The organism is Paenibacillus suaedae, from assembly GCF_032337355.1.
In the GTDB taxonomy this organism is placed as follows: Bacteria; Bacillota; Bacilli; order Paenibacillales; family Paenibacillaceae; genus Paenibacillus_B; species Paenibacillus_B suaedae.
This window is the reverse complement of record NZ_JAVYAA010000001.1, coordinates 606,938-630,521: the sequence shown is the minus strand read 5'-3', so window position 1 is coordinate 630,521 and position 23,584 is coordinate 606,938. Positions and strand designations below refer to the sequence as shown.

The following is a 23,584-nucleotide window of genomic DNA, read 5'->3' as shown; positions in this document are numbered from 1 at the left end:
GTCACCCCTCCCCGATCCGGAATGAGATTTCTTGATATACGGTGGATACGAACATTATCATTTGCTGCCCCAAGCTAAATGCTAACAGACCGAGGAACAGGATGATCCCGATAACGACGAAGGTCAGCCCCATCGTAACAACCGTCTTTGATGCCGTATATTGATGCACTGTCAACATACCGACGAACAAGAGCAGGGCGCACCATATATAGCTGATCGATTCCAGCAAGTAGTAGAACGAGGTTTCCTCTTGCGTCATGATGTTGGATAGAATCAATAGTGGAATTTGCATGACAATTAACGGCATAAGCGCGTAACCCGTTGCAGTTACAATCTCCTTAAACTTGCCCTCCCCATCCATTAACGTAGTCAATGACCAATTCGCAATACACCAGAGGAAGAATGGAATAACGGCAACCTGGACTTCCATCCATATACTGAACTGTGTCTCCAAGCTCTGAAAAATAATAAACCCGGTAAATTGCCGCTTAATAACCGATAAAATGATGAAGATGAGAAGCAAGGGCAGGGAAAAGCCCCAATGACCTGCCTGTTCATATTTCAATTCCCAGAAGGACTTGAATGGCCTGAACATCAGCTTCCAAGCAAATCGAATCTTACCTGGTTCAGAAGCAAGTCTACCCTTCAACATCCGATTTCCGATAATCAGGCCAACAACGAGCACAATGCACAAGGTGGCGATGAGTCCGAATTGATCCCAGATCAACTGCTTGCGATAACTCTTGAATGCACGCGAGTAATAGTCTGGGCGCATCCCCTGGCGAAATTCATGGATGGCCTCCTCAGATTCGCCAGCCCGCAGCTTCGCCTTGCCAAGGCCAACATGCGCCATATCCAAGTTATTGTTCAGCTTCAATGCTTCTTCCCACGCGGCCTCGGCTTCTGCCTCATTGCCAACCTCCGTCAATTCAACCGCCTTGCGCAGTACGCGTCCATAACGAGTTGGCTCGAACACAATAATCTGATTCGATCCTTTATCAAGAATAAGCACCTTATCCCCCGACATCTCCAAGTCAATTGGAGCCTTGAACTGGCCAAACTTATCGCCATTCTGCCCGAAGATGTACAGCAGCTTGCCTTCCTTGTCATACGTAAAAATGCGGCCGCGCTTATTATCGAGCACACTATACATGCCAAACTTATCAGCAGTAACCGCAATTAAAGTGGAGAATCCGCCCATTGTGGCGCTGTTGCTGAAGTACAGATCCCCCATCGGCTTTTCGTAGCCCTTGCGCTTCAATACATCCACCCCAGAAGGGTTCAGGCGGCGAACGGGCTCGGTAGACATCTCATCGGCAGTGGTTACGTACATGAAGCCTTCATCATCCAGTGATATATTATTGAACTCGACTGGGATGAACAGTGCCATCTGCTTGCGCTGCTCCTTCGTCGCAAACTGCTTCCAGAACAGCTCAATCGGGTTATACAGAACAGGGTTCACGCCAATAAATCCATTGAATTCCCCTTCAGGCGACAACTCCATAATGCCGTCAAATACGCCCTTGCTCACGACATAAAATCGTTTCGTTCGGTCAACGACCAGCTTAATCGGAACATATTGCAGATCCGCCCGTATCATGTCCGACTTCGGCGTTCCCAGCGCACGTACGAAATTCCCCTCTGGTGTCAGCTCCACGATTCTCGCCTTGCCGGTATCCGCCACATAGATGCGATTGTCTTCCGTCACGAATAGGCCTTGCGGGCGTTCGAACGTATCCGTTGTCCCCTGGTTTGTAAACTTGCTTACAACCCACTTGGGCTTCAGCTTATCGCTCAACGCGATCAATCGGTTATTCCCTGTATCGAGAACATACATCGTCCCATCAGGGCCAATAGTCATATCCTCCGGCGAATTCAATGCGCCAACGCCAAGCGCTTCACCCGTCCAGCTCCGCGACGGTTCATATGGAAGCGGCGCCTTGATCGGCTTGCCGTCATATCCATAGTTATAGCCTTCATAGGGAGCCGCAGATGCTATGGCATCGAACAGAGAAATTCCCAGCATGGCGCAGATGACGAAGGCAAGCACGATTCGATATCCCGCCTGAGCAAGGCGGAACGGCAATGTTTGGTTGGGTTGATATAATAACATACGCTCCCTCCTTGGCTTACTCTTTCATGCCGGACGTCGACATCGTCTGCAGTACATTGCTCTGTGTAATGATGAAGATCGAGATTGGAACAGAGATGAGAATGAGCGTTGCTGCCATTGATGGCCCTGTACGGATAATGCCTCCCGCTAAGATTTGGCTGAATGCATAATCCAATGTCTTGAGCGTCTCACTGTACAGGAACAGTGAACCGGCCCCGCCGGCTCCCCCTACATTCCACAATCCTTGGAATGAGAAAATAATCAAAGTCAGCCATGCCGGCTTCACGATTGGCATGACAATGCTCCAGAAGATTCTCCACTCCGAGCATCCGTCCAGCTGAGCTGCTTCCAGCAGCGCATCCGGCACCTGCTCCATGAACTGCTTCATTAAGTACAAGCCGAGCGAGGAGCCAACCGCCGGCAAAATAATGGCCCAATACGTATCAACCAAACCAAGCCATGACATCGTCATGTAGTTCGTAATTTGCGTTACGGTCGCAGAGAACATCAAGGACAAGACGACAACCGTGAACAGAATCCCCTTTCCGGGGAACTTCTTCTTCGCAAGCGGGTATGCCGCCAGTGAGGCAATAATGACATGAAGCGCAGTACCGACAAATGCGATGAACAGCGTATTGAAAATGTATCTGGAAAAGGGCACCCATGTGCCCGACATGAGATGAAATAAATCCGCGAAGTTATTGAACGTAGGGTTGCGAACAAAGAAGTTAGGTGGAAATTGCAAAATTTCATTGATTGGCTTGAACGCATTATTGATGACGAACACAAGCGGCATCGCCATAAAAACACCGATGCAGCTCAAGAATAAGAACAGAAACACATCACCGGTACGAGAACGATTCACCTTGCGTCCGATACGCAGTCTCCATCGAAATATACGTCCCATCTTAATCCCCCACCTTCCGCAGCAGCTTCTGCACAATCAAGTTCGAGCCAAGCATAATCCCGAACAGCACCGTGGCAATGGAGGAGGCATAGCCCATCTCATAGCGCAGCGATCCGAAGTCCATTAAGTGAGTTACAATCGTATGCCCTGCATACTGCACGCTTGGGAATCCGGCGAGCGTCGTCGCCACTTCTGCCACAGCGAATGATGAAGTAATCTGGATGACTGCACCGAACAGCAGCTGAGGTCTCATGGAAGGCAGTGTAATGTACCATAGCTCCTGCCATCGATTCTTCACCCCATCGATAGCTCCCGCTTCATATAAGCTCTTATCCATACCCTGCAAGCCTGCAATGAAGGCTAGGAAGCTGGTGCCTAAGCTTAACCATAGCTGTACGATAATAATGATCGGCATAATATACTTCGTATCCTTCAGCCAGAGAATCGGCTCCAGAATGATGCGCCACTTCATGAGGAAAGCGTTGATATACCCGTAAGCATCGCCGCTGAACAACAGTGTCCAGACGATGAACGCATTGCCGGATAGCGCTGGAGCATAGAACACGAGGGTCGCGAATGTTCGCACCTTCGGCGACAATTCATTGATAATCCAAGCCAGTACAAAGCAGGCAATATAACTGACTGGGCCAGTGATTACTGCGAACATCAGCGTATTTTTCAGGGCAATGAGGAACACATCATCCTGTACGAACAACCGAGCATAGTTTTGCCAGCCTACCCATTTCGGAAGTTCCAGCATGTTGAAATTTGTAAAGCTAATAATGAGCGACAACACTACCGGCAAGACCGTAAAAGTAAAGAAAATGAGGAAATACGGCGCGATCATTGCATATAATGTTCGATTGCGCCGCACCTCTGCCAATTTCTGATTCAGGCGCATTCGCAGCTTAGAGGCAGGCTGCACCGACTTCGCAGATGCTGGAACAGGTCGATTCACTTCCATCGGCTATTGCTCCCCCTCTCGGATTGGCAAATTGAATTCTTTGCGCTTAATGGTCAATTCCTGATTAATAATGCGTACATATTCTTCTAGCGTTTCCCGTACATCCGTTCCGTTATTGAATACCTCGAAGAATGCATTCTGCAAGTGGCGATCGAAGGAGTAAGAACCCGGAACCGCAGGCTTCCCAACAATCCATTTCCACTGTTCATTCAGTGTCGCCACTTCCTTCGCAGACCATGGCAGCCGCTTCAACGCCTCAACATTAGCTGCCGTATATCTGCCAGATTCGCCGAGTATAGACTCCATCTCTCTTCCGAAGGATGATTGCGTATCCGCATTCGTCCACCAGCTCATGAACTTCCAAGCCGCTTCTTTATTCTTGGCCTTCTTGAACATGACAGAGCCCGTTGCTGACGACAGACTTTCCCGATGTACAACACCGTCTGTTCCCTTAACACCCGGAATTGGAGCGAACCCCCATTCCCCACGAATCTCGGGAGCAAATACAGCTAAGGTATTGAATGTCGTGTAGTCTGCAATACCAAGCGGTATTTCCCCCGTTCGGAAGCGATTCACAAACTCGAATTCGCGCGGCAGCTTGTAATGGGTATACAGCTCTGTCCAATGACGGAATGCCTCCATTCCTTCCGGCTTGCCAATCGCAGTTGCAATGCCATCACCTTCGTAATAGCTGCCGCCCAATTGATAGAGGAGTGTATCGAAGGTCGGATTCGGCATTAGTCCGATTTGCATATTTCGCTTCTGCAACTCCGGCACGAGCGACATCATTTCTTCCCAAGTATCCGGCACCTTCATGCCCAGCTCGCTAAGTACATCCTTGCGATAGAACAGCATCGGGAACAACTGCGTTTCAGGAATGGCAAATACACCGTCCTTGAACTTGAAGCTCGCAAATGCACTGTCATGGAATCGTCCATATACCTCTTGGAAATTCGGATATTGGCTCAAATCCTCTAGCGCATTTCGCATCGCAAAGTCAATCACGTTGGCCGTTGCAATCGCCACGTCCGGCCCTTTGCCTGCAAGTGTTGCAGGAAGCAGCACATTCTCCCCGACAAGCTGCAGGTCAACTTGAATGCCGGTCTCCGGCGTGAAATAACTGTCAATTAAGGTCCGGATCAACTGTGCCTGATCGCGTCCGCCAGCTACCCATACCGTAATGTCCGTCTTCTTCCCGCCGCCTCCCAGATTGTAATCATCGGTGAAGGAATACCAGAACGACGATAATTCATGCTTCACGGATGCCCACAATCCAGCTCCCGCTTCAGGCAATGCCGCCTTCGGCGAGCTTACAAACAGATAATCAAGCGTTAGCGGCTGCGTGTTCACACTAAGCATCCACGTTCCTAGCGACATGATGCCATCTTTGAAGCTGGTCAGCCGGGATGTAATCGTATCTGGATGCTCACCGAGATCCTGCAAGCGATAGCTTGTCGTTCGAAGTACTGTTGCATTTACACTAGCTCCCCCTGCTAGACGATCCATCTCATCTGCAACAAGCGACAATTGCTTGCTCTGCGCTAGGAACGTGTCCGCCATCGTCGGGATCAAATCCTCAAGCGGGTAATCGCGGAATTGATCTGGAGCAGTGCCCGTAATCATAATAATTTTGCGATACAATCCGTTCAGCTCTTGAATGCTGTCCTTCACGATGCGAACCATATCTGCGAGATCGCCCATCGTTACTTCCAGCCGCAGCTCATGCTTACCCTTCGTCAGATAGAACAAATAGGGCTTCCCTGTGCGCTCATCAGCAGCTGCCTTCACATCCCATGAAGTGCTCGGTGGAAACGTAATCTTAGCCGCTTCGGCAAATGGAAGCTCGCCATCAACCATCAGCTTGCGTGTCACCTTAAGGCCGCGAGCTAAATCCTGCTTGTATTTGAATCCAATCTCATATAGTCCATCCGTAGGCACCTCTACCTTCCATTCGATCCATTGCCCAGGTGCCTTCCAATGGTCGCCTCCAATGGCATTCATGCGAATGCGGGATGCATCATAGGGCTCCACATCCGGGCCAGAGCGATCGTTAATCGGATATAGCGATGGGCTTGACTTATGGTAAGCCGACTCTGCTTGTATTTTAATCAGTGCATCGTCTGCCGGTTGATATCCTTTCTCTGCATACTCCTTCTCTATGTCTGCATAAGACTTGGTTACACGCGGTTCCAATGTCACGCGCTCTACCATCATCGGTTCTCTTATCCCAATAAATTGGAGCGAATGCTCCCCCTTCGCCAAATAAATGGCAAGTGTGTCGGCATAGTATCCCTCTGCATCATTCAAGCTTCGTTCCGTCCAACCAGGCTGTTCGACTTGACGCGGTCTTATATCGTTATCGTTGCTGTCACGTTCGACGTCCTCTCTCTCATTGCCCCAAATTCGCGGATACAGCATCCGTTCCGCTTCTGCAAATGGAATATTTCCGTCCACCCGCAGCTCTCTCTCGATTGGGGAACCTGTTCCACTCTCAGGAAAATAACGAAGCTTCACATCGTACCATCCTTCTTCCTCCACATGAAACGTCCAGCCGAACGTCCCCATCTCCCCACTACGAATCACTTGTCCTGTTGAGCCCTCGTACGACGACTCTATTGGACTTCCCTCGCTTAGCGAATGATCCAATTCGCTCGCTAAGAGTTGAATCGGCTGCGATGCGATTGCAGATGGATTCCCCACTTTCTTCTGGTACGACTCATAACGAAGCAGCCCTTTCGGATTGGAGTCCGAAGAAGCACTTAGCCGCTTTACTGCACCGCTTGCTAACGCTGGTTCAATTGTTGAGCTCCGCGAGTCATTCGAGAACAGGGCTGCTCCTGTCCAAATGGCCCCTGCGGCAACTGCGACTCCCAACATCATGCTGATTCGCCGCTTCCATGTTGAGTCCATGTGTTTGCCCACGACGGTCTCTCCTTTCTCTCTCCAATCTTCTAACGCTACCAACATAAAACCCCCGCTGTGAGGCAGCGGGGGATGAATAACCGCACAACTATTTTTTGTTCATTATGGTATCAATCTGCTCTTGGGACGATTTCTTTATCTTCTCAATAGCGGATTCCGGTGTATCCTTTCCTTTGACAAAAGCTAGAACCGCTTCGGTGTATTTCTTGCCAAGGTCGCCGATATTGTCGTAATAGAGTGGTTGAACCTTCTCTGCCAGCGCCTGAGCAATCTCCACATCCTCTGGGCTTTGCAGCGAACTCTCAAAGCCCTCCATCCGGAATTCTTCTAATTGATCCCATGGCACCATGTCTTCAAAGATTTGCGCCTTCTCTTTGGCCTTCTTCACGTTAGCCGGCATGAACCACATCGTGAAGTTTGTAATCGGGTTTGCATAATCGGTTGCCTTCGGCCCTTTCGGATAATATACAAATCCATATTCATCCGTCATATCTTGGCGTGTAGAACCTTCCCAGATCTCTCCCGGCACGAATAGCGCTTTCCCGCTGTTGAACACTTTCTGCGATTCGTTGTAATCCTCGAAGTTGCCATTGCGGTTCGGCATTGCCACCTTGTGTGTCGTGTATAAATCACCTAGGAATCGGAGCGCTTCCATTGCATTCGGCTCACCAAGTGTAAATTGCAGCTTGCCGTCCTTGTAATCAATAATGCTTCCCGCATTCGAGTACACCGCTTGACGAGCTTGCACCGGCGCGTAGGATACAATTCCCCATTGATCGGTTGCACCGTCTCCATTCGTATCCTTCGTTGCTTTCTTGGCCATTTCCAAATATTTATCCCATGTCCACTCGCCCTTCTTCGCAAGCTCTTGCGGATCTTCCAGACCTTCGCGCTTCAGCATGGAGCGATTGAAGAATATGCCTGCTCCTGCTCCCGAATCTTCTAAGATCCCGTAGGATTTTCCTGCAAACGAAGAGAACTCCTTAATTCGCTTCGGCCATTTCGGATCGTTATAGTCGAATAAATCGTCTACCGGCAGCAAATAGCCTTTGTTCGGCAAGTTAGGAAATGCCAAATATAAATCGAGGATAACAAAGTCCGCCGGCGCTTCTCCCGATAGTGCGCCTTGTGCAATCTTCTCTGCTCCTTCGCCCCACGGCACGGTAATCCATTCAATTTTCGTATTGTATTTCTTCTCTATTTCTTTCATCCGCTTATAGCGAATATCTTCAGCATTTGATTTGCCTTCCTCTAGCCCTTTGCCCCATGTCAGGAATCGTACTGGCTCTCCACCCATATCAAACGCGGGCAGCTCCTTTTTCTCTAACTTGGGTTCTTCCTTAGGTTCCTCTTTTTTTGGTTCTTCCTTCGGAGCCTCTGTTTTGGGCTGTTCCTGCAGCGACTGAGCTGTATTCCCCCCAGAGCCCGAGCAAGCGGTGACGAGTAGCATCGTTAGTGCAACAAGCATAATTGCGAACGCTTTCATTTTAGGTTTCATTGGTATCCCCCCTGCTTATTATGAACCCTATTCATCTGCTAGATAGCGATAGACAATAACCGCTAGCCTCGATTCATCCCCAACAGCTTCTCTCTATTTAGAATGATCATCCATAATGTCTATAAATTTTGGATGTATCCCCCTTAAGGTTATTCACATTATATGCTTTTATCTCTGGAAGCATTTTGACTATAGTTCACAGTAGTCGGCTTTTTTTCCGAAATCTCATGAAAAAATAATCGATGATCACCGCTCGATCATGAAAGTCATAAACTAAGAAAAACAAACGGAACAGAGGGAATGCCTATGATCCGACTTCGACGGCCTGCACTGGACGATGAAGCAATTATACAGCTAGTGAAGCGGGAGCTGCTCCCACACTCCCATCTGGTTGCGAGCCATGAGCAATTATTGAAGGAAATTCCTGAACGGTTGAAGGTAGGGCCAACGTATGTCGCCGTTGATCGTCACAATCGAGCGATAGGATTTGTTCATGTATATGTAAGAGAAGGTACGCTCATTATCGATATGCTGGCCGTTGCTCAAGATTCGCAGCATCGAGGCATCGGAAGGCAACTAATGAGAAAGGCTGAGCAATACGGGAAATACAAGCGCTGTGCCCAAGCACGCATGATGGTCGATTACGGTAATGTGCAGGCAGAACGATTCTATGAACGCAGAGGGTATCGGTTCATTCGCTTTGTTCCCGCCGTGGTGTGCCATGAGATGGGAAAGAAATTGTAAGAGCGAGTAGCCCGGGCATTTGCCCGGGCTCACTGTCGACTCTTCTCTGCTTAGCAGGTAACTACGCTCTTCTATTTGCAGATCTTCCTTATGTCCGCATGTTATCTATAGTATCCATATCCTCCATAAAATCCGCCATATGACCCTGGTCCTCCGTACCCGGAATATCCGTAGCCGCCACTATACGGATATCCGCCTCCATAGCCACCATAGCCGCCAAATGCAAAAGGCGCCGTGCCGATTGCCAGCAAGTCAAATAAAACAAGCGGGATAATCGCTTTCGTCTTTACTTTTTTCCCTTTGCCTTGTTCCAGCACAAGCCGGTTGCCCTTCACCTCAAGCAGCTTGCCGCTTACGACGCTCCCGTCTTTATGCTTCACATAGATTTTCTGGCCGATTAAGCTTCTAGCCTGTTCTTTCGTCACACCACGCATAATACTCCCTCCTTCACCGGTGTACCCTACATGGTATGTCCGTTACGAACATACGGATTGGATGTTGGCCTTGAATCTATGAATCTGTGTCACTTCACTTCGTATTTACCACGGAATCAATAATATTTTGCGCGGGCTTTTTCATTTTCTCCACTGCCGATTCAGGCGTATCCTTCCCTTTCGTAAATGACACGATGGCTTCATTGTACATTTTCCCTACATCACCAATGCCATCATGATAGAGTGTAATATTTTTCGTAGGGATATCCATAGCAACATCCACATCCTCAGGTGTCTGGAACACCGACTCGTTACTTTCTCTTTGGTTGTCCTTCAATTTATCCCACAAAATCCAATCCTCATAAATTTGCGCTTTCTCCTTCGCCTTCTTCACATTCGCCGGCATGAACCACATCGCCATGCCCGGGTTTGGACTTGTGTAATCAGTTCCTTTTGGACCTTTCGGGAAATATACATAGCCAAATTCATCGGCCATTTCTTTGCGGCCCCATGCCTCCCAAATTTCTCCGGTCACGAATAGCGCCTTGCCTGTATTGAACATCGCTTGGGTATCCTCATAGTCTGCCATGCTGCCGTTTTTGTTGGGCATAATAACCTTGTCTGTTGCAAATAAATCATAAACGAAACGCAGCGCTTCCATCGCATTTGGCTCACCCATTGTAAAAGTAAGCTTGTCGTCCTTCGTCTCCACGATGCTGCCGTTATTCGAATAGATGGCCTGACGGGCGAAAATTGGTGCATATGATACGATTCCCCATTGATCGATTTTTCCGTCGCCATTTAAATCCTGTGTCGCCTTTTTGGCCATTTCCTTAAAATGATCCCAGTTCCATTCATCCTTCTTCACGAGTTCATGAGGATCGGTCAGACCAAGCTTTTTCAGCATCGTTCGGTTATAATACATCCCGGCACCGGAATCAATGTTCTCGACAACTCCATATACTTTATCCTTATAAGCGCCAGAGCTGCGCAGCGAGGACGGCCACTTCGGATCATCGAAGTTGAATACATCATCGACTGTACGCAAGTACCCTTTTTCCGCTAAGCTTGGGAAGGCCAAGTACATGTTCATCAGCACGAAGTCTGCCGGAGCCTCACCAGACAATGCGCCAGCAGCAATTTTGCTCTGACCCTCGCCCCAAGGGACAACGATCCACTCAATCTTCGTGTTGTATTTCTGCTCAATCTCCTTCATTCGCTTCAGACGCTCATCGCCCGCATTGGATTCGCCTTCCTTCGGCAATCCTCCCCAAGCCATAAACTTGACGGGTTCACCGCCCATATCAAATGCAGGGAGCTCTTTCTTCTCCTCATTCCCTTGGCTCTGCGCTTCCTGCTTCTCCGGCTGCTTCGCTCCTTCTGTTGTTCCTCCCGCTCCGCCGCACGCAGATAAGAGCAGCATCGATAGCGTGATCAGCATTATTGACAGCGTTTTCAATTTTCTCATAATCTCAAGCCCTCCTTCTCATTCTGATTCTCTTCCTGTCTGCTCCACTTCACGAAAAAAATCATCGATGACATGACTTGATACTACATTCGTACCTATTGTTTTGAATTGCGATTTCTGCTGCTTCCTAGAGTTACATTATATTCAATCTGTGAAATTAACATTTTAAATATATTGCAATAAATTCGGCTTTTTGTTCTAAAACTACAAATATCCATGCAATCAAACAAAAATCCATACCAATTCTGGTATGGATGTAGTGGAATGAATCATACTCACTCTATTCTTCTTCGTTAAAGAATACTTTGTAATAGTGCATGCCACGCTCTTCATCATAACCCTTTTCAATGAAAGGAAAGCTCTCTGGCTTGAGCTTCATATCGATCCCCGTGTCTGTACGGATATTGTTCTTATGAGAGCGCTTGGCCTTCTTCAATGCAGGCTGCGAAATTGGAATTTCCGTAATCGGAGGCAGCTCATTGGCCTCCTCAAATGTTTCCTTATATGCCTTGAACAACGGTACAAGCTCAGGTTGCCCGATAACCTCTTCCGCGAATGCTTCCTCTTCGAATTGCTCATGCTTCGCAAAGTACTCCATCGTACTATTAATGAACATCAGCTTGTCCTTCTTCTCAGGGCGCTCTTCCGCAGCCGGAACGATGACATCTTCATAGAATTGCGTGCACATATCGATTGCCTTGTCCGTTAAATAATGCTCATCCTCAAGCAGCTTCACATTGAGGAAGTCCTCCATCCAATATTGTGCTGCCTCTCCGCCTTTGCCCGCTGACGTGTCAACGATGCCCAATACGTAACCAGAGTCCGCATACACGTTCAAAATAATGCAGCCCTTGTCGAGTTTGCGAATATTAATGCCCTGCTCCACCTGGAGTCCCAAGTCATCGGATGCTAGCTCATCAATTCGCATATATACATCCTTATTTTCGGACTTAAAGATCCCGATCGCATCAATACTGAAATTGTTGTACAAAATATTGTTCAGGTGCACAACGTACAGCTCGCCAGCCTTAATTTGCGGATGCGAGGATTGCTCATACAAATGATTCAGCATATGAACCGACTGTTCATGGAACGAGCCCGCCTGCTGGAATGTGCGGCTCGCATAGGTATACATTTCATTTAAAGGTAACTCAGCTTCATGATGGAACGTATAATGCATGTCAAACTTAAAGCTGGAGATAAAATATTTAAGCAACGTCTCGCGTACGTCGTCATTCGGTATATGGTACAGTTCGTTCGATACACGAACTCCTTCATCTTTGGATTGGTTGCCCACCTTATGAATCACCATCTGGTGAATGTCTACCTTGGATAGATCGATCATGTAATTCCCACTCCTCTTCTCGAAGTCACATTCCTCTATTGTAACGAAAAAGGATAGGATTCGGAAACTACAAAATGATAGAAACTTCTCCTAGATGTATAAAAAGAGGTGCCCGCTGGCGAAGTTAGTAAGGAGAGGAGGTGAATAACGATGGCTAAGGACGTACTATGTGAAGTAAACTCCTGCAAGTACTGGGCAGCAGGCAACAAATGCGCTGCAACTTCTATTTATGTGGTGAACAATCGTGGCAAGCAAGCTGGCGATTCCGGTGACACGGACTGCAAAACATTCGAACCAAAGCTGTAAGGAGAATGGGGCGGCCGACACGCCGCCCTTGCTTACGCACGAATCACTCACAGTGATAATTATTCTCAACTATGGATGCGTTTATACACATCTATACACAATCCCCCTATTCCCTACGTTGTTCATCAATCATGAATACATCGTCATACATAAGGCGCTTTCAATGAATAGTTTGTTTCTTTTTCCCACGTAATTGTTATTCTGCTGTAAAGTCTTCGATCTCACAAAGGTCTATACTAATAGAGCAGTCATCACAGAAGATCGTACACACGAAGGGATTGAAACATCAATGAACACAAAAAAGACAGTTGTTACACTTGCACTCTCCTGCACAATGATCGCAAACATGGGCACAGCAGCTTACGCGGCCCCCGTTGCAAGCAAAGCAGTCACTCCTACTCAAACAACAGCGACTCCATTGAACAATACATATACAACAAACAAAGTTGGTCTTGGTCTTACCTTGAAACAATTGCAGCAAAGCAAAGGCAAAGGGAAAATCGAATATACAGGCAAAAAAGCTACGATGATCGAGTACAAAGAAAAATGGTTCAACTTGAAACAGCCGATTACTGCTCAGTACATGCTGGACGATAACCAAAAAGTGTTCCAAGTTACGCTCGTATTTGACAATGAGATGGCAAAACAATTGACTCCGCAAATTTCCAAAGAGCTGGGCAAAGCATCTGAGCCAGTTTTGGATAAATCGGCACCTTCCGATTATGCGGCAAATTGGAAAACGAACAGCGTACTCTTTGATCTGCAAGGCTTTGGCAAATTGTCCGAAATGTACATATCCGCAATTCCAACACCAAAGGCAGCGAAGCAACCGATTAAAGCCACAAATAAATTTGTGCATGTCAATATGAGTGTACCTGTTCTATCGGGCTTGAAAGACAGCAAATACGAGGAGCAGCTAAATGATATTTTGATGCGTCATGCGATGAAGGAAAAAGCTGAAGTCTATGAAGCTTCCAAAAAAGCCGCTGAAACTGCGAAAAAACAAAAGGCTTCCTTCGAACCGGCTGTGTTGAATTCTGATTTCCGCTTCGTAAAGAGCGGCAATGTCATGTCCCTGATTGCCGACACGTACAAAATCACGAGCGCAGAGGCTAACGGCACCAGCCGTACGGACACATATACCTTCCTGAATGAAGAGAATGCGCACGCCCTGCAGCTTGGCGATCTGTTCAACAAGGATACCGATTATAAAGCCCTGCTTGGCAATGTCGTTCGCAATCAAATTGCTCTGAAGAAAAACAAAGACGATTTTAATTTCGATCAAATTAAAGAAACACAAAACTTCTATGTATCGAACGGGTACCTCGTGCTGACGTTTGACCGTTATGAAATTGCTCCTGGAGCAGATGGATCGCAAAGCTTCAAAATCCAGCTTGCTGCGATTCAATCGAAGCTTTCTGACTCTTTCAAGCAGGCACTGAAGGCTTAATGAGAGTTTAAGAAGGCATAACGCCGCAACCAATCGAGCACACGAACAAGCAGCAATAAGCATACTCTAACCGCAAATTTTGTTGGACTGGCATTCATTGTGTCAGTCCTTTTCTTTGTATACGGCATACGTACCTGATTGCTTACAGGCTATTGTCTATTCTCGACCTCGAATGTCATTTTTTTCTTCCGCATGAATGAGACTGAACCCTTTATAATATACCTATGACTTCTTAGAAAGGGCGTAATGAAGGCTATGTCAGAACAACAATCAACAACTTCTTCACTTCCTGCACCCAAACACTGCAAGGAATCCCGCGTCTTCAAGACCGGTCGTGTATTCCCTAACGATGTCAACAACCATCAGACGCTGTTCGGCGGTAAACTGATGAGTCTGATTGACGAGACAGCATCCATCTCCGCGATGCGTCACTGCCGTCATAATGTCGTGACTGCATCCACGGATTCCGTAGATTTTCTACGGCCGATTCGTCCCACAGATTCCGTCTGCCTAGAGTCCTTCGTCACTTGGACAGGCAAGACTAGCATTGAAGTATTCGTCAAGGTCATTGCAGAGCAACTATATACCGGCGAGCGTGTTGTTGCCGCTACCTCCTTCCTGACCTTCGTAGCACGTCATGAGGATGGCTCAGCTGCGTTTGTGCCCCCTGTTATCCCTGATACAGAGGAAGAGAAGCTGCTTCATGAATCGGCCACAGAGCGAGCAGAGCTTCGCAAAGTAAGACGCATAGCGAGTAAACAGTTAGCGGATAAGCTAACAACGAGCAAGTACTGGGAGTAAACAACACAACACTTTACTCCTTTCAATAACGAGAAAAGGAAGCATACGATCTGCAAATGATGCTTTCTTATCCCTATATGAAAAAAAGCAGCGTTTCGAATTAGTTTCGAAATCGCTGCTTTTCTTATATCAACGCACTCTTACGCGTTAACTTTTTCTTTTGCAACTGTAGCCAAGGAGTTGAACGCGTTGATATCGTTCACTGCCAAGTCAGCCAACATTTTGCGGTTCACTTCAACACCAGCCAATTTCAGGCCGTGCATGAATTTGCTGTAGGACAAGCCGTTCATGCGAGCCGCTGCGTTGATACGAGCGATCCACAATTTGCGGAAGTCACGCTTCTTAACGCGACGATCGCGGTAAGCGTACAGCAAGGATTTCATCACTTGCTCGTTAGCTGTTTTGAACAATCTGTGTTTGGAACCGAAGTACCCTTTTGCCAATTTTAATACTTTTTTATGACGACGACGTGTCGTAAATCCGCCTTTTACTCGAGCCATTTCGTATTAACCTCCCAATCGATTCGATGTTTCCGTATAATTGCTTATTTCAAGTTAGCCAATTGTTGCTTCATACGACGAACGTCGCCTGCTGCCATTACTGGGCTAGTAGCAAGAACGCGCTTCGTGCGGTTCGATTTGTGGGAAAGCAAGTGATTGCGGTACGCTTTGTAGCGGCGCACTTTACCTGTTCCCGTAATTTTGAAGCGGCCTTTCAAGCTGCTGTGCGTTTTCATTTTAGGCATTATCGTTTCCTCCTCAAGTTCGGTATTCTTATCCGCCGCCTTCTTCTGCGCGGCGGGCCGAATTAGCTGTTCGTCTTCGGCGCCAAAATCATAATCATGCTGCGGCCTTCCAGCTTCGGTGTACGTTCAACGATGCAAAGCTCAGTTGCTTCTTTCAGAACGCGCTCCAACACTTTCTTCCCGATATCAGCATGCGTGATTTCACGTCCGCGGAAACGAACAGAGCATTTTACTTTATCTCCGTCACGCAAAAACTTCAAGACATTGCGGAGCTTCGTATTGAAGTCGTGCTCCTCGATATTGGCGCGGAACCATACTTCTTTTACATCGACGATCTTCTGGTTCTTGCGCGCTTCCTTCTCTTTCTTCTGTTGCTCATAACGGAACTTACCGTAGTCCATAATACGACATACAGGCGGTTTTGCCTGCGGAGCCACGTTTACCAAGTCCAAGTTAGCGTCGTAAGCCATTTGCAGTGCTTCGCGGAACGGCGTAATGCCAATCTGCTCCCCAGCTGCACCAACTAAGCGAACCTCTCTTGCACGAATGTCCTCGTTAATCAAATGATCCTTGCTAATGGTGTGCCACCTCCATAATCGAATTTCATGCATCTAACTGGTTATCGCATAAAAAAGGGATGCAAGCTCATCGAGCCCACATCCCTCACATAGACATTCTAATCTAGTGAGCACTGCCTAGGCAGTGCGAGTCATAACCAGCCAACAACATGTCGGTCAGGTGAGAAGCGTGGGCTTCTTCTTTCCAATTGCAATATGTGTTTCAAATACTTGAATAATATATCACAGTGAACTGGATCAAGTCAAGCCACTATTATTATTTTTTTACGCCTTACACTTGCTTGCCTTGCATCTCTTCCAAGCGCACAACTCGTGTATGCTCAGTGTGGCTCCATACCTTGTTGTTCTGAGTGAAGAATGCGTAGAACGTAATCGGCCACCAGGACAGCAAGAATACTGGGAATGTAATCAGAGATGCATAGATGCGCCAAGACTTGACACCTTCCAAAATCAACGCCAGTACGAATACAGCACAGGACAGCACAAGTGACACAACCGGAACCCACTCAGGCAGGTACTGGAAGAACGTTGCCACGTTCGGCCCATTGAAGAATGCTGCATCTACCCACATGAACGCCGTCATGAGGAAAGTAACCAAGACTGTATACACCGTAATTGTGTATAGCGCCATATCGAACTTCGCCAAGTTGCGCTCCTTGATGCTCTGCCACAGCAGCGGGAAGAAATAACGACGCGCTACGGTAAAGTGACCTTGCATCCAGCGCAGACGCTGACGAGCCGATGCCTTGAACGTAAGCGGCTTTTCATCAAACACGCGTGCATTGTAGTTCAGCACTGGGTTGATGCCGTTTTTAACACAGCGGGCAGTGAACTCCAGGTCCTCAACCAAGCTCGTTGCACCCCAGCCCATTTCCTTCAGCAGCTTGCTCTCGAAGCACATTCCTGTACCGCCGAGGAAGTTAGCCATGTTCAAGTTCTTACGGGACAACTGCCATAGACGGTTGCAGTACCAGTATGTTACGCCATAAGCGGCTGTAATCCAAGAATCCTCTGGATTCTTCGTATCGATGTATCCTTGAATAACGCGTGCCCCTGAGCACAGATCGTTGTTCATTTCAGTCAAAAAGTCTTTGCTTACCAAGTTGTCAGCGTCGAGCATAACAACTGCATCGTATTGACGCGGCATTTCCCACAGATTCTTCAACATCCATTCGATGGCATGACCCTTGCCTCGTTGATGCGGATTATGACGCTCGCAAGCGTAAACGCCATGTTCTCTTACGATATCAGCTGTACCGTCCGTGCAGTTGTCACAGATGACAAACACGTCGTACATTTCTCTCGGATAATCCAGCGCCTTCAGATTTTCAACCAATGCTCCAATAACGGCTTCTTCATTGTGCGCTGCTACGAGCACAGCGAAGGATTTTTGCGGTTCGTATACTTTTTTCTCTTTTTTGCGGTAAATACCGAACAGCGACAAGGTAAACTGGTACACCCCAATCGCGGCCAGCAGAACCTGCAAGACGATAAATAACGTATCCACCATGCTTGGTGTCCCCCTTTTAAATAACCCCTACTTCAATTTCATTGTTGCGTCAACGAACATGGCGCTCTCTTTTTATGTATGAACGCATGCTCATCAACTCTATATATGGTTTACCCCGCTGAAAACGGTCGATCACGATTTTCTAATGTTTGCTTTCATTTGTCAAAACCTTTTATTGGCTTTCAACGCTTGAATATGAACATTATCGCCGAAGTTACTGTGCGAAGTCGCATCGAATCATGCTTTCCCGCAAGGTTATGTTATATTTTCATCCAAATGCTAAGAAATTATGGCTTTTGACCCCCTTTTCGTCAAAATTTGCTGTTCTTTCAAAGCTGATCCAGGATCCGAAAGACAATGAGAATGGAACAATTTACTTTTTTTGTGTTAGGGATATGCCGCCCTCTCTTTATTATGGACGTATTACAACGGAAGAAAGTTTCAGGTAATGTTTATTACCCGTTTGGAATATATGGAAAACATGTCTCTGGCATTATCTTCATACAGCATTGCCAAAGATGCTGATGAATAGAACCCTTACCATTCATAACCTCTGTCATAGCGGATTCACCACATAATCCTACCGTACATGCTACACCTTTCATTACAGGGCACTACAGCAAGATAATCGGAGAAATAGGCATTCTACGTGCGTAATTCGCGATTTTGCAGGCAGTATCACTTCAAGGTAAAATAGGAATAACTTGTTGAAATGCTCGGCATTTGAAAATATGATTAAAGATGCTCTTTGAACTTGTAGCGACTTCAGATAAAATTCACAAACCCATCATCTTCTGTTAATGTTACGCTGTTACGATCATATTATTAAATACCGGATAACGGAGGAACCGACATGACCCGTGTTATCGCGTGGCTGGGTAATCGTGAGCGTCAATTATTCTTTTGGATTAATCACCGGCTGCATCACCGGAGCATGAATATTATATTGTATACATTGACCCATCTGGGCGGGGCAACCTTTACGATTGCCTTTACCTTGCTGCTTGCCTGGCTGGCGCCTAATCCATGGAATATCGTTGGCTGGCAATGTGTTGCTGCGCTTGCCGTAAGCCACCTGCCTGTCGCCTTAATTAAGAAGTGGTATCCGCGTGTGCGTCCACACTTAGCATTGCCTAATATACGCACATTCCGCAAGCCGCTTGTTGACCATTCATTTCCTTCTGGACATACGACAGCCATATTCTCAGTCGTTGTCCCGCTCATAATAGCTAACCCGACTCTGTCATGGGGACTTCTGCCGATTGCATGTATCGTCGCACTGTCCCGTATGTACTTAGGACTTCACTATCCATCCGACTGTCTTGCTGGCGCATTCATCGGTACAGGCGCTGCCGTAAGTACTGTCGCTTTATGGCCTATTGTGTAATTACGGACATCAGGTATAGTAGGGTATAGAAATTATGAGAACCATTATATACCTAGAAGATCGAATAAAAGGGTGAAATACCGTGCATCAAGCAATGACATTTACACTTCCCTCCGGTACCATCACACTTGGTGCCGAGCACGAAGGAAAGAAGCGTATACTGCTGCTGTCAGAGCGTTTCGGAGCTGGTCACACCCAAGCTGCCCATGCACTTGCTGTCAGCCTTCGCAAGCTGTCTCCGCATGTGCAAACTCGTGTGATGGAGCTTGGGAGCTTCCTTAACCCAAAGACAGCTCCGCTCATTATAGAAGCATATCGCAAGACTGTGCTTGTACAGCCGAAGCTGGTAGGCTTTATGTATAAGACACAGTACAATAGATCGCTAAATCGACTGACTACAATGGCGCTGCACCGGGTATTCTACACTCATGCTATGTCCGTTATGCGTCAGCTTAAGCCTGATATGATCGTATGCACTCATCCGATCCCAAGCGCTGTCATTTCCCGATTGCGCAGGCTTGGACTTAATGTCCCGCTCTGTACGGTCATTACCGATTATGACGCGCATGCAGCCTGGGTGAGTCCGGCTGTGAATCGCTATTTCGTCTCAACGCCAGAGGTGAAGGAGAAGCTAGAACTGCATGGCGTAAGCAGCGATTCCATACAAGTGACAGGGATTCCTGTCCATCCGAATTTCTGGGAGCCGCATGATGGAATGGGCAAATCATCCATCCGCGCCCGCTTCGGGCTGAAAGACATGCCGACTGTGCTCGTCATGGGCGGCGGCTGGGGAATGATGGATTCGACACAATCCACAGAGCTGCTCACCCGCTGGCGCAAAGATGTACAGTTTATTTTTTGTATCGGGAATAATGAGAAACTTCGCCGTCGTATGCTGGAGAATCCTCGCTTCCAGTATGAGAATATTCATCTGATGGGTTACACCAAGGAAGTTGACCAATTGATGGATGTGTCCGACCTGCTCGTTACCAAGCCAGGCGGGATGACTTGTACCGAGGCGCTGGCCAAGGGAATTCCGATGCTCTTCTATCAGCCGCTTCCCGGCCAAGAGGAAGAGAATGCCCACTACTTCACGGAGAAGGGATATGGCGAGTCGATCGAGTCTGCACATACGATTACGAAGTGGATGAATCTTCTTGTACATCATTATGATGAGGTCTCCGCACGCCGCTTAGAGCATGAGCAGAAGGCATCTCGTTATCATCCTAAGGTATGTGCGGAAGCAATCCTACAAATGATGAATGTGCCATTTACTTCAATCGAATAACAGTAAAGCCGCTATCAAGCATGCGAACGATGAAGCACTGTCATCTATCATTCATGCGGAATAGCGGCTTTTTTGATCATCCATATATGATTTCGACCCGGAATTAACGGGATGCGTAAGGCTCATTGTGAGGCAAGGAAGAGCGGTACTGCTTGTACGCCTGATCCCCAACGAGCACCTCGACACGATGAATATTCATGCCTTTGCCCATAAATTTCTCTTCGTACTCTGTCATAACATGCTCTTCATTGATACCATCACGATGCAGGTTCAAGGAGATATTCCGCATTTGAAGCCCCATCTCTGCGAAGGAGTTCAAGGAAAACTCGAACAAGGTCTCTGAATCCGTTTTGAAATGAATCTCACCTGTATTGCTCAATGCATAACGATACTTCTCAACAAGACGCGAATGGGTCAAGCGACGGCGTGCGTGCTTCTTCTTCGGCCACGGATCACTGAAGTTCAAGTATACGCGCTCAAGTTCGCCTTCTGCAAAAATTTGCTCCAAAAATTCGACATTCGCGCGCACCAGCCTCAGGTTGGACGCTTCCTGCATTCCTGCTTCTTCTCGAAATAATCGAGCCTTCTCACATCCGCGAGCGATCAACTCATCGTACATATCCACGCCGATGAAGTTGATGTCTGGGTACTTCAAGCTCATCTTACTGATGAACTGCCCTTTTCCCATTCCCAGCTCAACATATATGGGGCGGTCATTTCCGAACGCCTCACTCCATTTGCCCTTCAACTGCTCCGGCTCAAGCACGACCAAGTCGGTTTGCTCTGCAAGCAGCTCTTTTGCTCCTCTTTTGCCACGTAAGCGCATGTGTGCTTTCCTCCATACTGATTATGCTCCAAGCCCTTATTGTGCATGACAAGCGATAAAAAGTAAAGACGGCGATGCAGGCAAATAAGAACAACAGAGCTTGCCCGCTGTCTTCGCTTTTACGGCTAAATCTGCTACAATAATACAATGGGATTGTTATCGATAAGCTTTCGTTTATTGACAGCGCACGTTTCGCATAACAATCAACTTACACTGCAATTGAAAGGGCTTGTATGCCATTGGACGGCTTCATACACACACAATCGACTTCCCCCCTCTTGTGGGGAGACAAGCGGTTTCATACATGGAATTATGAGATGCGCGAGCAATTCGGAGAAAAGGTATTCAAAGTGATGCTCGACGCTGGGTTTACCTGTCCGAATCGGGACGGAAGCATCGCAATTGGCGGCTGTACGTTCTGCAGTTCTCGTGGTTCCGGAGATTTCGCCGGTCGTCGGCGCGACGATCTGGTCACTCAATTCAACACCATTCGAGACAGACAACATGCGAAATGGCCAAACGCCAAATATATTGGCTATTTTCAAGCTTATACGAATACGTATGCACCAGTGGACGTATTGCGAGATTACTTCGAAGTCATTCTTGAGCAGCCTGGTGTCGTCGGCTTGTCCATTGCCACACGGCCTGACTGTTTGCCGGATGATGTTGTCGAATACTTGGCAGAGCTTAATAAGCGCACGTATTTATGGATCGAGATGGGACTGCAAACAATTCATGAATCGACATCTCAGCTTATTAACCGCGCGCATGACACGGCATGCTACATCGAAGCCGTAGAGAAGCTGCGCAAGCATAATATTCGCGTCTGCACTCACATCATCTACGGACTACCGCAAGAGACGCATAGTATGATGCTCGAGACGGCCCAAGCTGTCGCTCAGATGGATGTGCAAGGCATTAAGCTTCATCTGCTTCATCTCATGCGCAAGACCCCGATGGTGAAGCAATATGAAGCTGGATTGCTGCGCTTCCTGGAGATGGATGAGTATATCAAGCTTATCGTCGATTCGCTTGAAATGCTTCCTCCGGAGATGATCATCCACCGCGTTACAGGTGACGCACCGCGGGACTTAATTATTGGACCGATGTGGAGCATGAGAAAATGGGAAGTGCTCAATGGCATCGATGCGGAGCTGAAACGGCGCAATACGTGGCAGGGCAAGTATTGGAGGGAGTCATAAGATGGGATTTCTATCTGTACTTGGCTATGCTCAGCAAGTGGTGAAGGAGCGCGTGCAGCCCGGTGAACGCGTAATTGATGCAACGATGGGAACAGGAGTAGATACCCTATTCCTCGCCCGCCTTACTGGATCGCGCGGCTCAGTAGCCGCCTTCGATGTCCAGGATGAAGCGCTTGAGTTGACTCGCAAGCGGCTTCATCGTGAGCTAGGCGAAGACGAATACGCAAATGTCAGCCTGCTTCATGCCAGCCATCATGCCATGAATGAATTGCTGGGCGAAGAATGGTTCGGTACGACCGCTGCCATTATGTTCAATCTTGGGTATTTGCCTACGAATGAAGCAGATAAGCGCATTATGACTGTCCCTGAGACGACACTTACAGCACTCGACAACGGTTTATCCATGCTGCGTCCTGGCGGAGTGCTTAGTATTGTACTCTATCCCGGACACAGTGGCGGCGATGATGAGGCCGAACAAGTGCGAGCTTGGGCGGAGTCTCTTCCGGCGCGTCTTGGGCAAGCTGTTATTTATCGAATGCTGCAGCGTCCAGATGCACCTTATGTCATTGCGGTAGAGAAACGAAAATAACATCTGATCGCGTGTAGAGCCTTTCCCACTTGGATTGGCAATTGCAGCTTCCGCTTCGATATCTGTCCCACCATCCTGTTCACCATGTTGAAGGAGTTGTTGTCAAATGGCAGTTCGCAAAATGGAGCACGTTGGGATCATGGTTCGCAATATAGAACAATCCATTCGATTCTATGAGGAAGTCATCGGCTTGAAGCTGAAAGGAACCCTTCTTCATACGAATGGTGTCATTCGCCTCGCCTTTCTCGGATGGGACGGTGCTGACGAAACGGAAGTTGAACTTGTAGAAGGTTATCCTGGAAGCTTAACGGAAGAAGGCAGGGTTCACCATATCGCCTTCACTGTTGACGATATAGAGGCTGAGTTGGCTCGAATGAAGAGCCTGCCTCATGTTGAGCTTATTGATGAAGAACTGGTTACCTTGCCGAACGGCAGCCGCTATTTTTTCTTTAAGGGTCCGGACGGCGAGAGACTTGAGTTTTTCCAATCAACTAGATACTAGACAAC

22 protein-coding genes are annotated in these 23,584 nt (G+C 47.6%); 9 read left to right on the top strand and 13 right to left on the bottom strand.

The annotated features are described in order from the left end of the window. Position 1: 1 nt before the first annotated feature. The 5 genes from RQP50_RS02765 to RQP50_RS02745 form a co-directional block, all read right to left on the bottom strand. Positions 2–2,113 (bottom strand): YIP1 family protein, encoded by a 2,112-nt coding sequence (locus RQP50_RS02765; protein ID WP_315743074.1) that lies wholly within the window; start codon positions 2,111–2,113, stop codon positions 2–4. Between the two features lie 16 nt (positions 2,114–2,129). Further along, on the bottom strand, positions 2,130–3,020 hold the full coding sequence (locus tag RQP50_RS02760) for a carbohydrate ABC transporter permease (RefSeq protein ID WP_021254471.1): 891 nt from the start codon (positions 3,018–3,020) through the stop codon (positions 2,130–2,132). A gap of 1 nt (position 3,021) precedes the next feature. After that, positions 3,022–3,921: a carbohydrate ABC transporter permease gene (locus RQP50_RS02755; protein WP_315744546.1), complete on the bottom strand. Its 900-nt coding sequence runs from the start codon at positions 3,919–3,921 to the stop codon at positions 3,022–3,024. A gap of 66 nt (positions 3,922–3,987) precedes the next feature. Continuing rightward, positions 3,988–6,906, bottom strand: coding sequence for an extracellular solute-binding protein (locus RQP50_RS02750; RefSeq protein ID WP_315743071.1), 2,919 nt, complete (start codon positions 6,904–6,906; stop codon positions 3,988–3,990). 88 nt (positions 6,907–6,994) lie between these two features. Then, positions 6,995–8,404: an ABC transporter substrate-binding protein gene (locus RQP50_RS02745; protein WP_315743069.1), complete on the bottom strand. Its 1,410-nt coding sequence runs from the start codon at positions 8,402–8,404 to the stop codon at positions 6,995–6,997. Between the two features lie 306 nt (positions 8,405–8,710). Here RQP50_RS02745 and RQP50_RS02740 point away from each other — a divergent pair, with 306 nt between their 5' ends. Then, positions 8,711–9,148: a GNAT family N-acetyltransferase gene (locus RQP50_RS02740; RefSeq protein WP_315743067.1), complete on the top strand. Its 438-nt coding sequence runs from the start codon at positions 8,711–8,713 to the stop codon at positions 9,146–9,148. 101 nt (positions 9,149–9,249) lie between these two features. On the opposite strand, the gene RQP50_RS02735 is transcribed toward RQP50_RS02740, so the two are convergent. The 3 genes from RQP50_RS02735 to RQP50_RS02725 form a co-directional block, all read right to left on the bottom strand. Then, positions 9,250–9,582, bottom strand: a complete 333-nt coding sequence (locus tag RQP50_RS02735) for a hypothetical protein (RefSeq protein WP_021254466.1) — start codon at positions 9,580–9,582, stop codon at positions 9,250–9,252. Positions 9,583–9,676: 94 nt separating this feature from the next. Next, positions 9,677–11,050: an ABC transporter substrate-binding protein gene (locus tag RQP50_RS02730; RefSeq protein WP_315743064.1), complete on the bottom strand. Its 1,374-nt coding sequence runs from the start codon at positions 11,048–11,050 to the stop codon at positions 9,677–9,679. Between the two features lie 280 nt (positions 11,051–11,330). Continuing rightward, the gene (locus RQP50_RS02725; protein ID WP_021254464.1) at positions 11,331–12,395 is read right to left on the bottom strand and encodes a nucleoid-associated protein; all 1,065 of its coding nucleotides are present in this window, start codon (positions 12,393–12,395) and stop codon (positions 11,331–11,333) included. Positions 12,396–12,545: 150 nt separating this feature from the next. Here RQP50_RS02725 and RQP50_RS02720 point away from each other — a divergent pair, with 150 nt between their 5' ends. From RQP50_RS02720 to RQP50_RS02710, 3 genes are all read left to right on the top strand, one after another. Further along, positions 12,546–12,701: a DUF1540 domain-containing protein gene (locus RQP50_RS02720; protein WP_005548696.1), complete on the top strand. Its 156-nt coding sequence runs from the start codon at positions 12,546–12,548 to the stop codon at positions 12,699–12,701. Between the two features lie 289 nt (positions 12,702–12,990). Next, a complete protein-coding gene (locus RQP50_RS02715; protein ID WP_315743060.1) occupies positions 12,991–14,151 on the top strand; it encodes a DUF3298 and DUF4163 domain-containing protein in 1,161 nt (386 codons plus the stop codon). 246 nt (positions 14,152–14,397) lie between these two features. Beyond that, a complete protein-coding gene (locus RQP50_RS02710) occupies positions 14,398–14,952 on the top strand; it encodes an acyl-CoA thioesterase (protein WP_021254462.1) in 555 nt (184 codons plus the stop codon). A 140-nt stretch (positions 14,953–15,092) separates the two neighbouring features. Here the strand turns inward: RQP50_RS02710 and rplT are convergent, their stop codons facing one another. The 4 genes from rplT to RQP50_RS02690 form a co-directional block, all read right to left on the bottom strand. Beyond that, on the bottom strand, positions 15,093–15,452 hold the full coding sequence (gene rplT, locus RQP50_RS02705) for a 50S ribosomal protein L20 (protein WP_021254461.1): 360 nt from the start codon (positions 15,450–15,452) through the stop codon (positions 15,093–15,095). A gap of 44 nt (positions 15,453–15,496) precedes the next feature. Further along, positions 15,497–15,697 (bottom strand): 50S ribosomal protein L35, encoded by a 201-nt coding sequence (rpmI, locus tag RQP50_RS02700; protein ID WP_005548700.1) that lies wholly within the window; start codon positions 15,695–15,697, stop codon positions 15,497–15,499. Positions 15,698–15,759: 62 nt separating this feature from the next. Beyond that, the gene (gene infC / locus RQP50_RS02695) at positions 15,760–16,260 is read right to left on the bottom strand and encodes a translation initiation factor IF-3 (RefSeq protein ID WP_065290379.1); all 501 of its coding nucleotides are present in this window, start codon (positions 16,258–16,260) and stop codon (positions 15,760–15,762) included. Positions 16,261–16,546: 286 nt separating this feature from the next. Then, positions 16,547–17,785, bottom strand: coding sequence for a glycosyltransferase family 2 protein (locus tag RQP50_RS02690; protein ID WP_021254459.1), 1,239 nt, complete (start codon positions 17,783–17,785; stop codon positions 16,547–16,549). Between the two features lie 853 nt (positions 17,786–18,638). Here RQP50_RS02690 and RQP50_RS02685 point away from each other — a divergent pair. After that, the gene (locus RQP50_RS02685; protein ID WP_021254458.1) at positions 18,639–19,172 is read left to right on the top strand and encodes a phosphatase PAP2 family protein; all 534 of its coding nucleotides are present in this window, start codon (positions 18,639–18,641) and stop codon (positions 19,170–19,172) included. A gap of 94 nt (positions 19,173–19,266) precedes the next feature. Continuing rightward, a complete protein-coding gene (locus RQP50_RS02680) occupies positions 19,267–20,460 on the top strand; it encodes an MGDG synthase family glycosyltransferase (protein WP_072727707.1) in 1,194 nt (397 codons plus the stop codon). A 103-nt stretch (positions 20,461–20,563) separates the two neighbouring features. On the opposite strand, the gene trmB is transcribed toward RQP50_RS02680, so the two are convergent. Continuing rightward, positions 20,564–21,286 (bottom strand): tRNA (guanosine(46)-N7)-methyltransferase TrmB, encoded by a 723-nt coding sequence (trmB, locus tag RQP50_RS02675; protein ID WP_021254456.1) that lies wholly within the window; start codon positions 21,284–21,286, stop codon positions 20,564–20,566. A gap of 233 nt (positions 21,287–21,519) precedes the next feature. Between trmB and RQP50_RS02670 the strand changes: the two genes are divergently transcribed. From RQP50_RS02670 to RQP50_RS02660, 3 genes are all read left to right on the top strand, one after another. After that, positions 21,520–22,488: a TIGR01212 family radical SAM protein gene (locus RQP50_RS02670; RefSeq protein ID WP_315743051.1), complete on the top strand. Its 969-nt coding sequence runs from the start codon at positions 21,520–21,522 to the stop codon at positions 22,486–22,488. 1 nt (position 22,489) lies between these two features. Beyond that, positions 22,490–23,077 (top strand): class I SAM-dependent methyltransferase, encoded by a 588-nt coding sequence (locus RQP50_RS02665; RefSeq protein ID WP_315743049.1) that lies wholly within the window; start codon positions 22,490–22,492, stop codon positions 23,075–23,077. Positions 23,078–23,183: 106 nt separating this feature from the next. Beyond that, on the top strand, positions 23,184–23,579 hold the full coding sequence (locus RQP50_RS02660) for a VOC family protein (RefSeq protein WP_072727246.1): 396 nt from the start codon (positions 23,184–23,186) through the stop codon (positions 23,577–23,579). The last annotated feature ends 5 nt before the right edge of the window (positions 23,580–23,584 follow it).

Excerpts from the sequence above, each read along its gene's own strand:
- RQP50_RS02765 (WP_315743074.1), bottom strand. The coding sequence starts at position 2,113 with ATGTTATTATATCAACCCAACCAAACATTGCCGTTCCGCCTTGCTCAG.
- RQP50_RS02760 (WP_021254471.1), bottom strand. The coding sequence starts at position 3,020 with ATGGGACGTATATTTCGATGGAGACTGCGTATCGGACGCAAGGTGAAT.
- RQP50_RS02755 (WP_315744546.1), bottom strand. The coding sequence starts at position 3,921 with ATGCGCCTGAATCAGAAATTGGCAGAGGTGCGGCGCAATCGAACATTA.
- RQP50_RS02745 (WP_315743069.1), bottom strand. The coding sequence starts at position 8,404 with ATGAAACCTAAAATGAAAGCGTTCGCAATTATGCTTGTTGCACTAACG.
- RQP50_RS02740 (WP_315743067.1), top strand. The coding sequence starts at position 8,711 with ATGATCCGACTTCGACGGCCTGCACTGGACGATGAAGCAATTATACAG.
- RQP50_RS02735 (WP_021254466.1), bottom strand. The coding sequence starts at position 9,582 with ATGCGTGGTGTGACGAAAGAACAGGCTAGAAGCTTAATCGGCCAGAAA.
- RQP50_RS02730 (WP_315743064.1), bottom strand. The coding sequence starts at position 11,050 with ATGAGAAAATTGAAAACGCTGTCAATAATGCTGATCACGCTATCGATG.
- RQP50_RS02725 (WP_021254464.1), bottom strand. The coding sequence starts at position 12,395 with ATGATCGATCTATCCAAGGTAGACATTCACCAGATGGTGATTCATAAG.
- RQP50_RS02720 (WP_005548696.1), top strand. The coding sequence starts at position 12,546 with ATGGCTAAGGACGTACTATGTGAAGTAAACTCCTGCAAGTACTGGGCA.
- RQP50_RS02715 (WP_315743060.1), top strand. The coding sequence starts at position 12,991 with ATGAACACAAAAAAGACAGTTGTTACACTTGCACTCTCCTGCACAATG.
- RQP50_RS02710 (WP_021254462.1), top strand. The coding sequence starts at position 14,398 with ATGAAGGCTATGTCAGAACAACAATCAACAACTTCTTCACTTCCTGCA.
- rplT (WP_021254461.1), bottom strand. The coding sequence starts at position 15,452 with ATGGCTCGAGTAAAAGGCGGATTTACGACACGTCGTCGTCATAAAAAA.
- rpmI (WP_005548700.1), bottom strand. The coding sequence starts at position 15,697 with ATGCCTAAAATGAAAACGCACAGCAGCTTGAAAGGCCGCTTCAAAATT.
- RQP50_RS02690 (WP_021254459.1), bottom strand. The coding sequence starts at position 17,785 with ATGGTGGATACGTTATTTATCGTCTTGCAGGTTCTGCTGGCCGCGATT.
- RQP50_RS02685 (WP_021254458.1), top strand. The coding sequence starts at position 18,639 with ATGACCCGTGTTATCGCGTGGCTGGGTAATCGTGAGCGTCAATTATTC.
- RQP50_RS02680 (WP_072727707.1), top strand. The coding sequence starts at position 19,267 with ATGACATTTACACTTCCCTCCGGTACCATCACACTTGGTGCCGAGCAC.
- trmB (WP_021254456.1), bottom strand. The coding sequence starts at position 21,286 with ATGCGCTTACGTGGCAAAAGAGGAGCAAAAGAGCTGCTTGCAGAGCAA.
- RQP50_RS02670 (WP_315743051.1), top strand. The coding sequence starts at position 21,520 with ATGCCATTGGACGGCTTCATACACACACAATCGACTTCCCCCCTCTTG.
- RQP50_RS02665 (WP_315743049.1), top strand. The coding sequence starts at position 22,490 with ATGGGATTTCTATCTGTACTTGGCTATGCTCAGCAAGTGGTGAAGGAG.
- RQP50_RS02660 (WP_072727246.1), top strand. The coding sequence starts at position 23,184 with ATGGCAGTTCGCAAAATGGAGCACGTTGGGATCATGGTTCGCAATATA.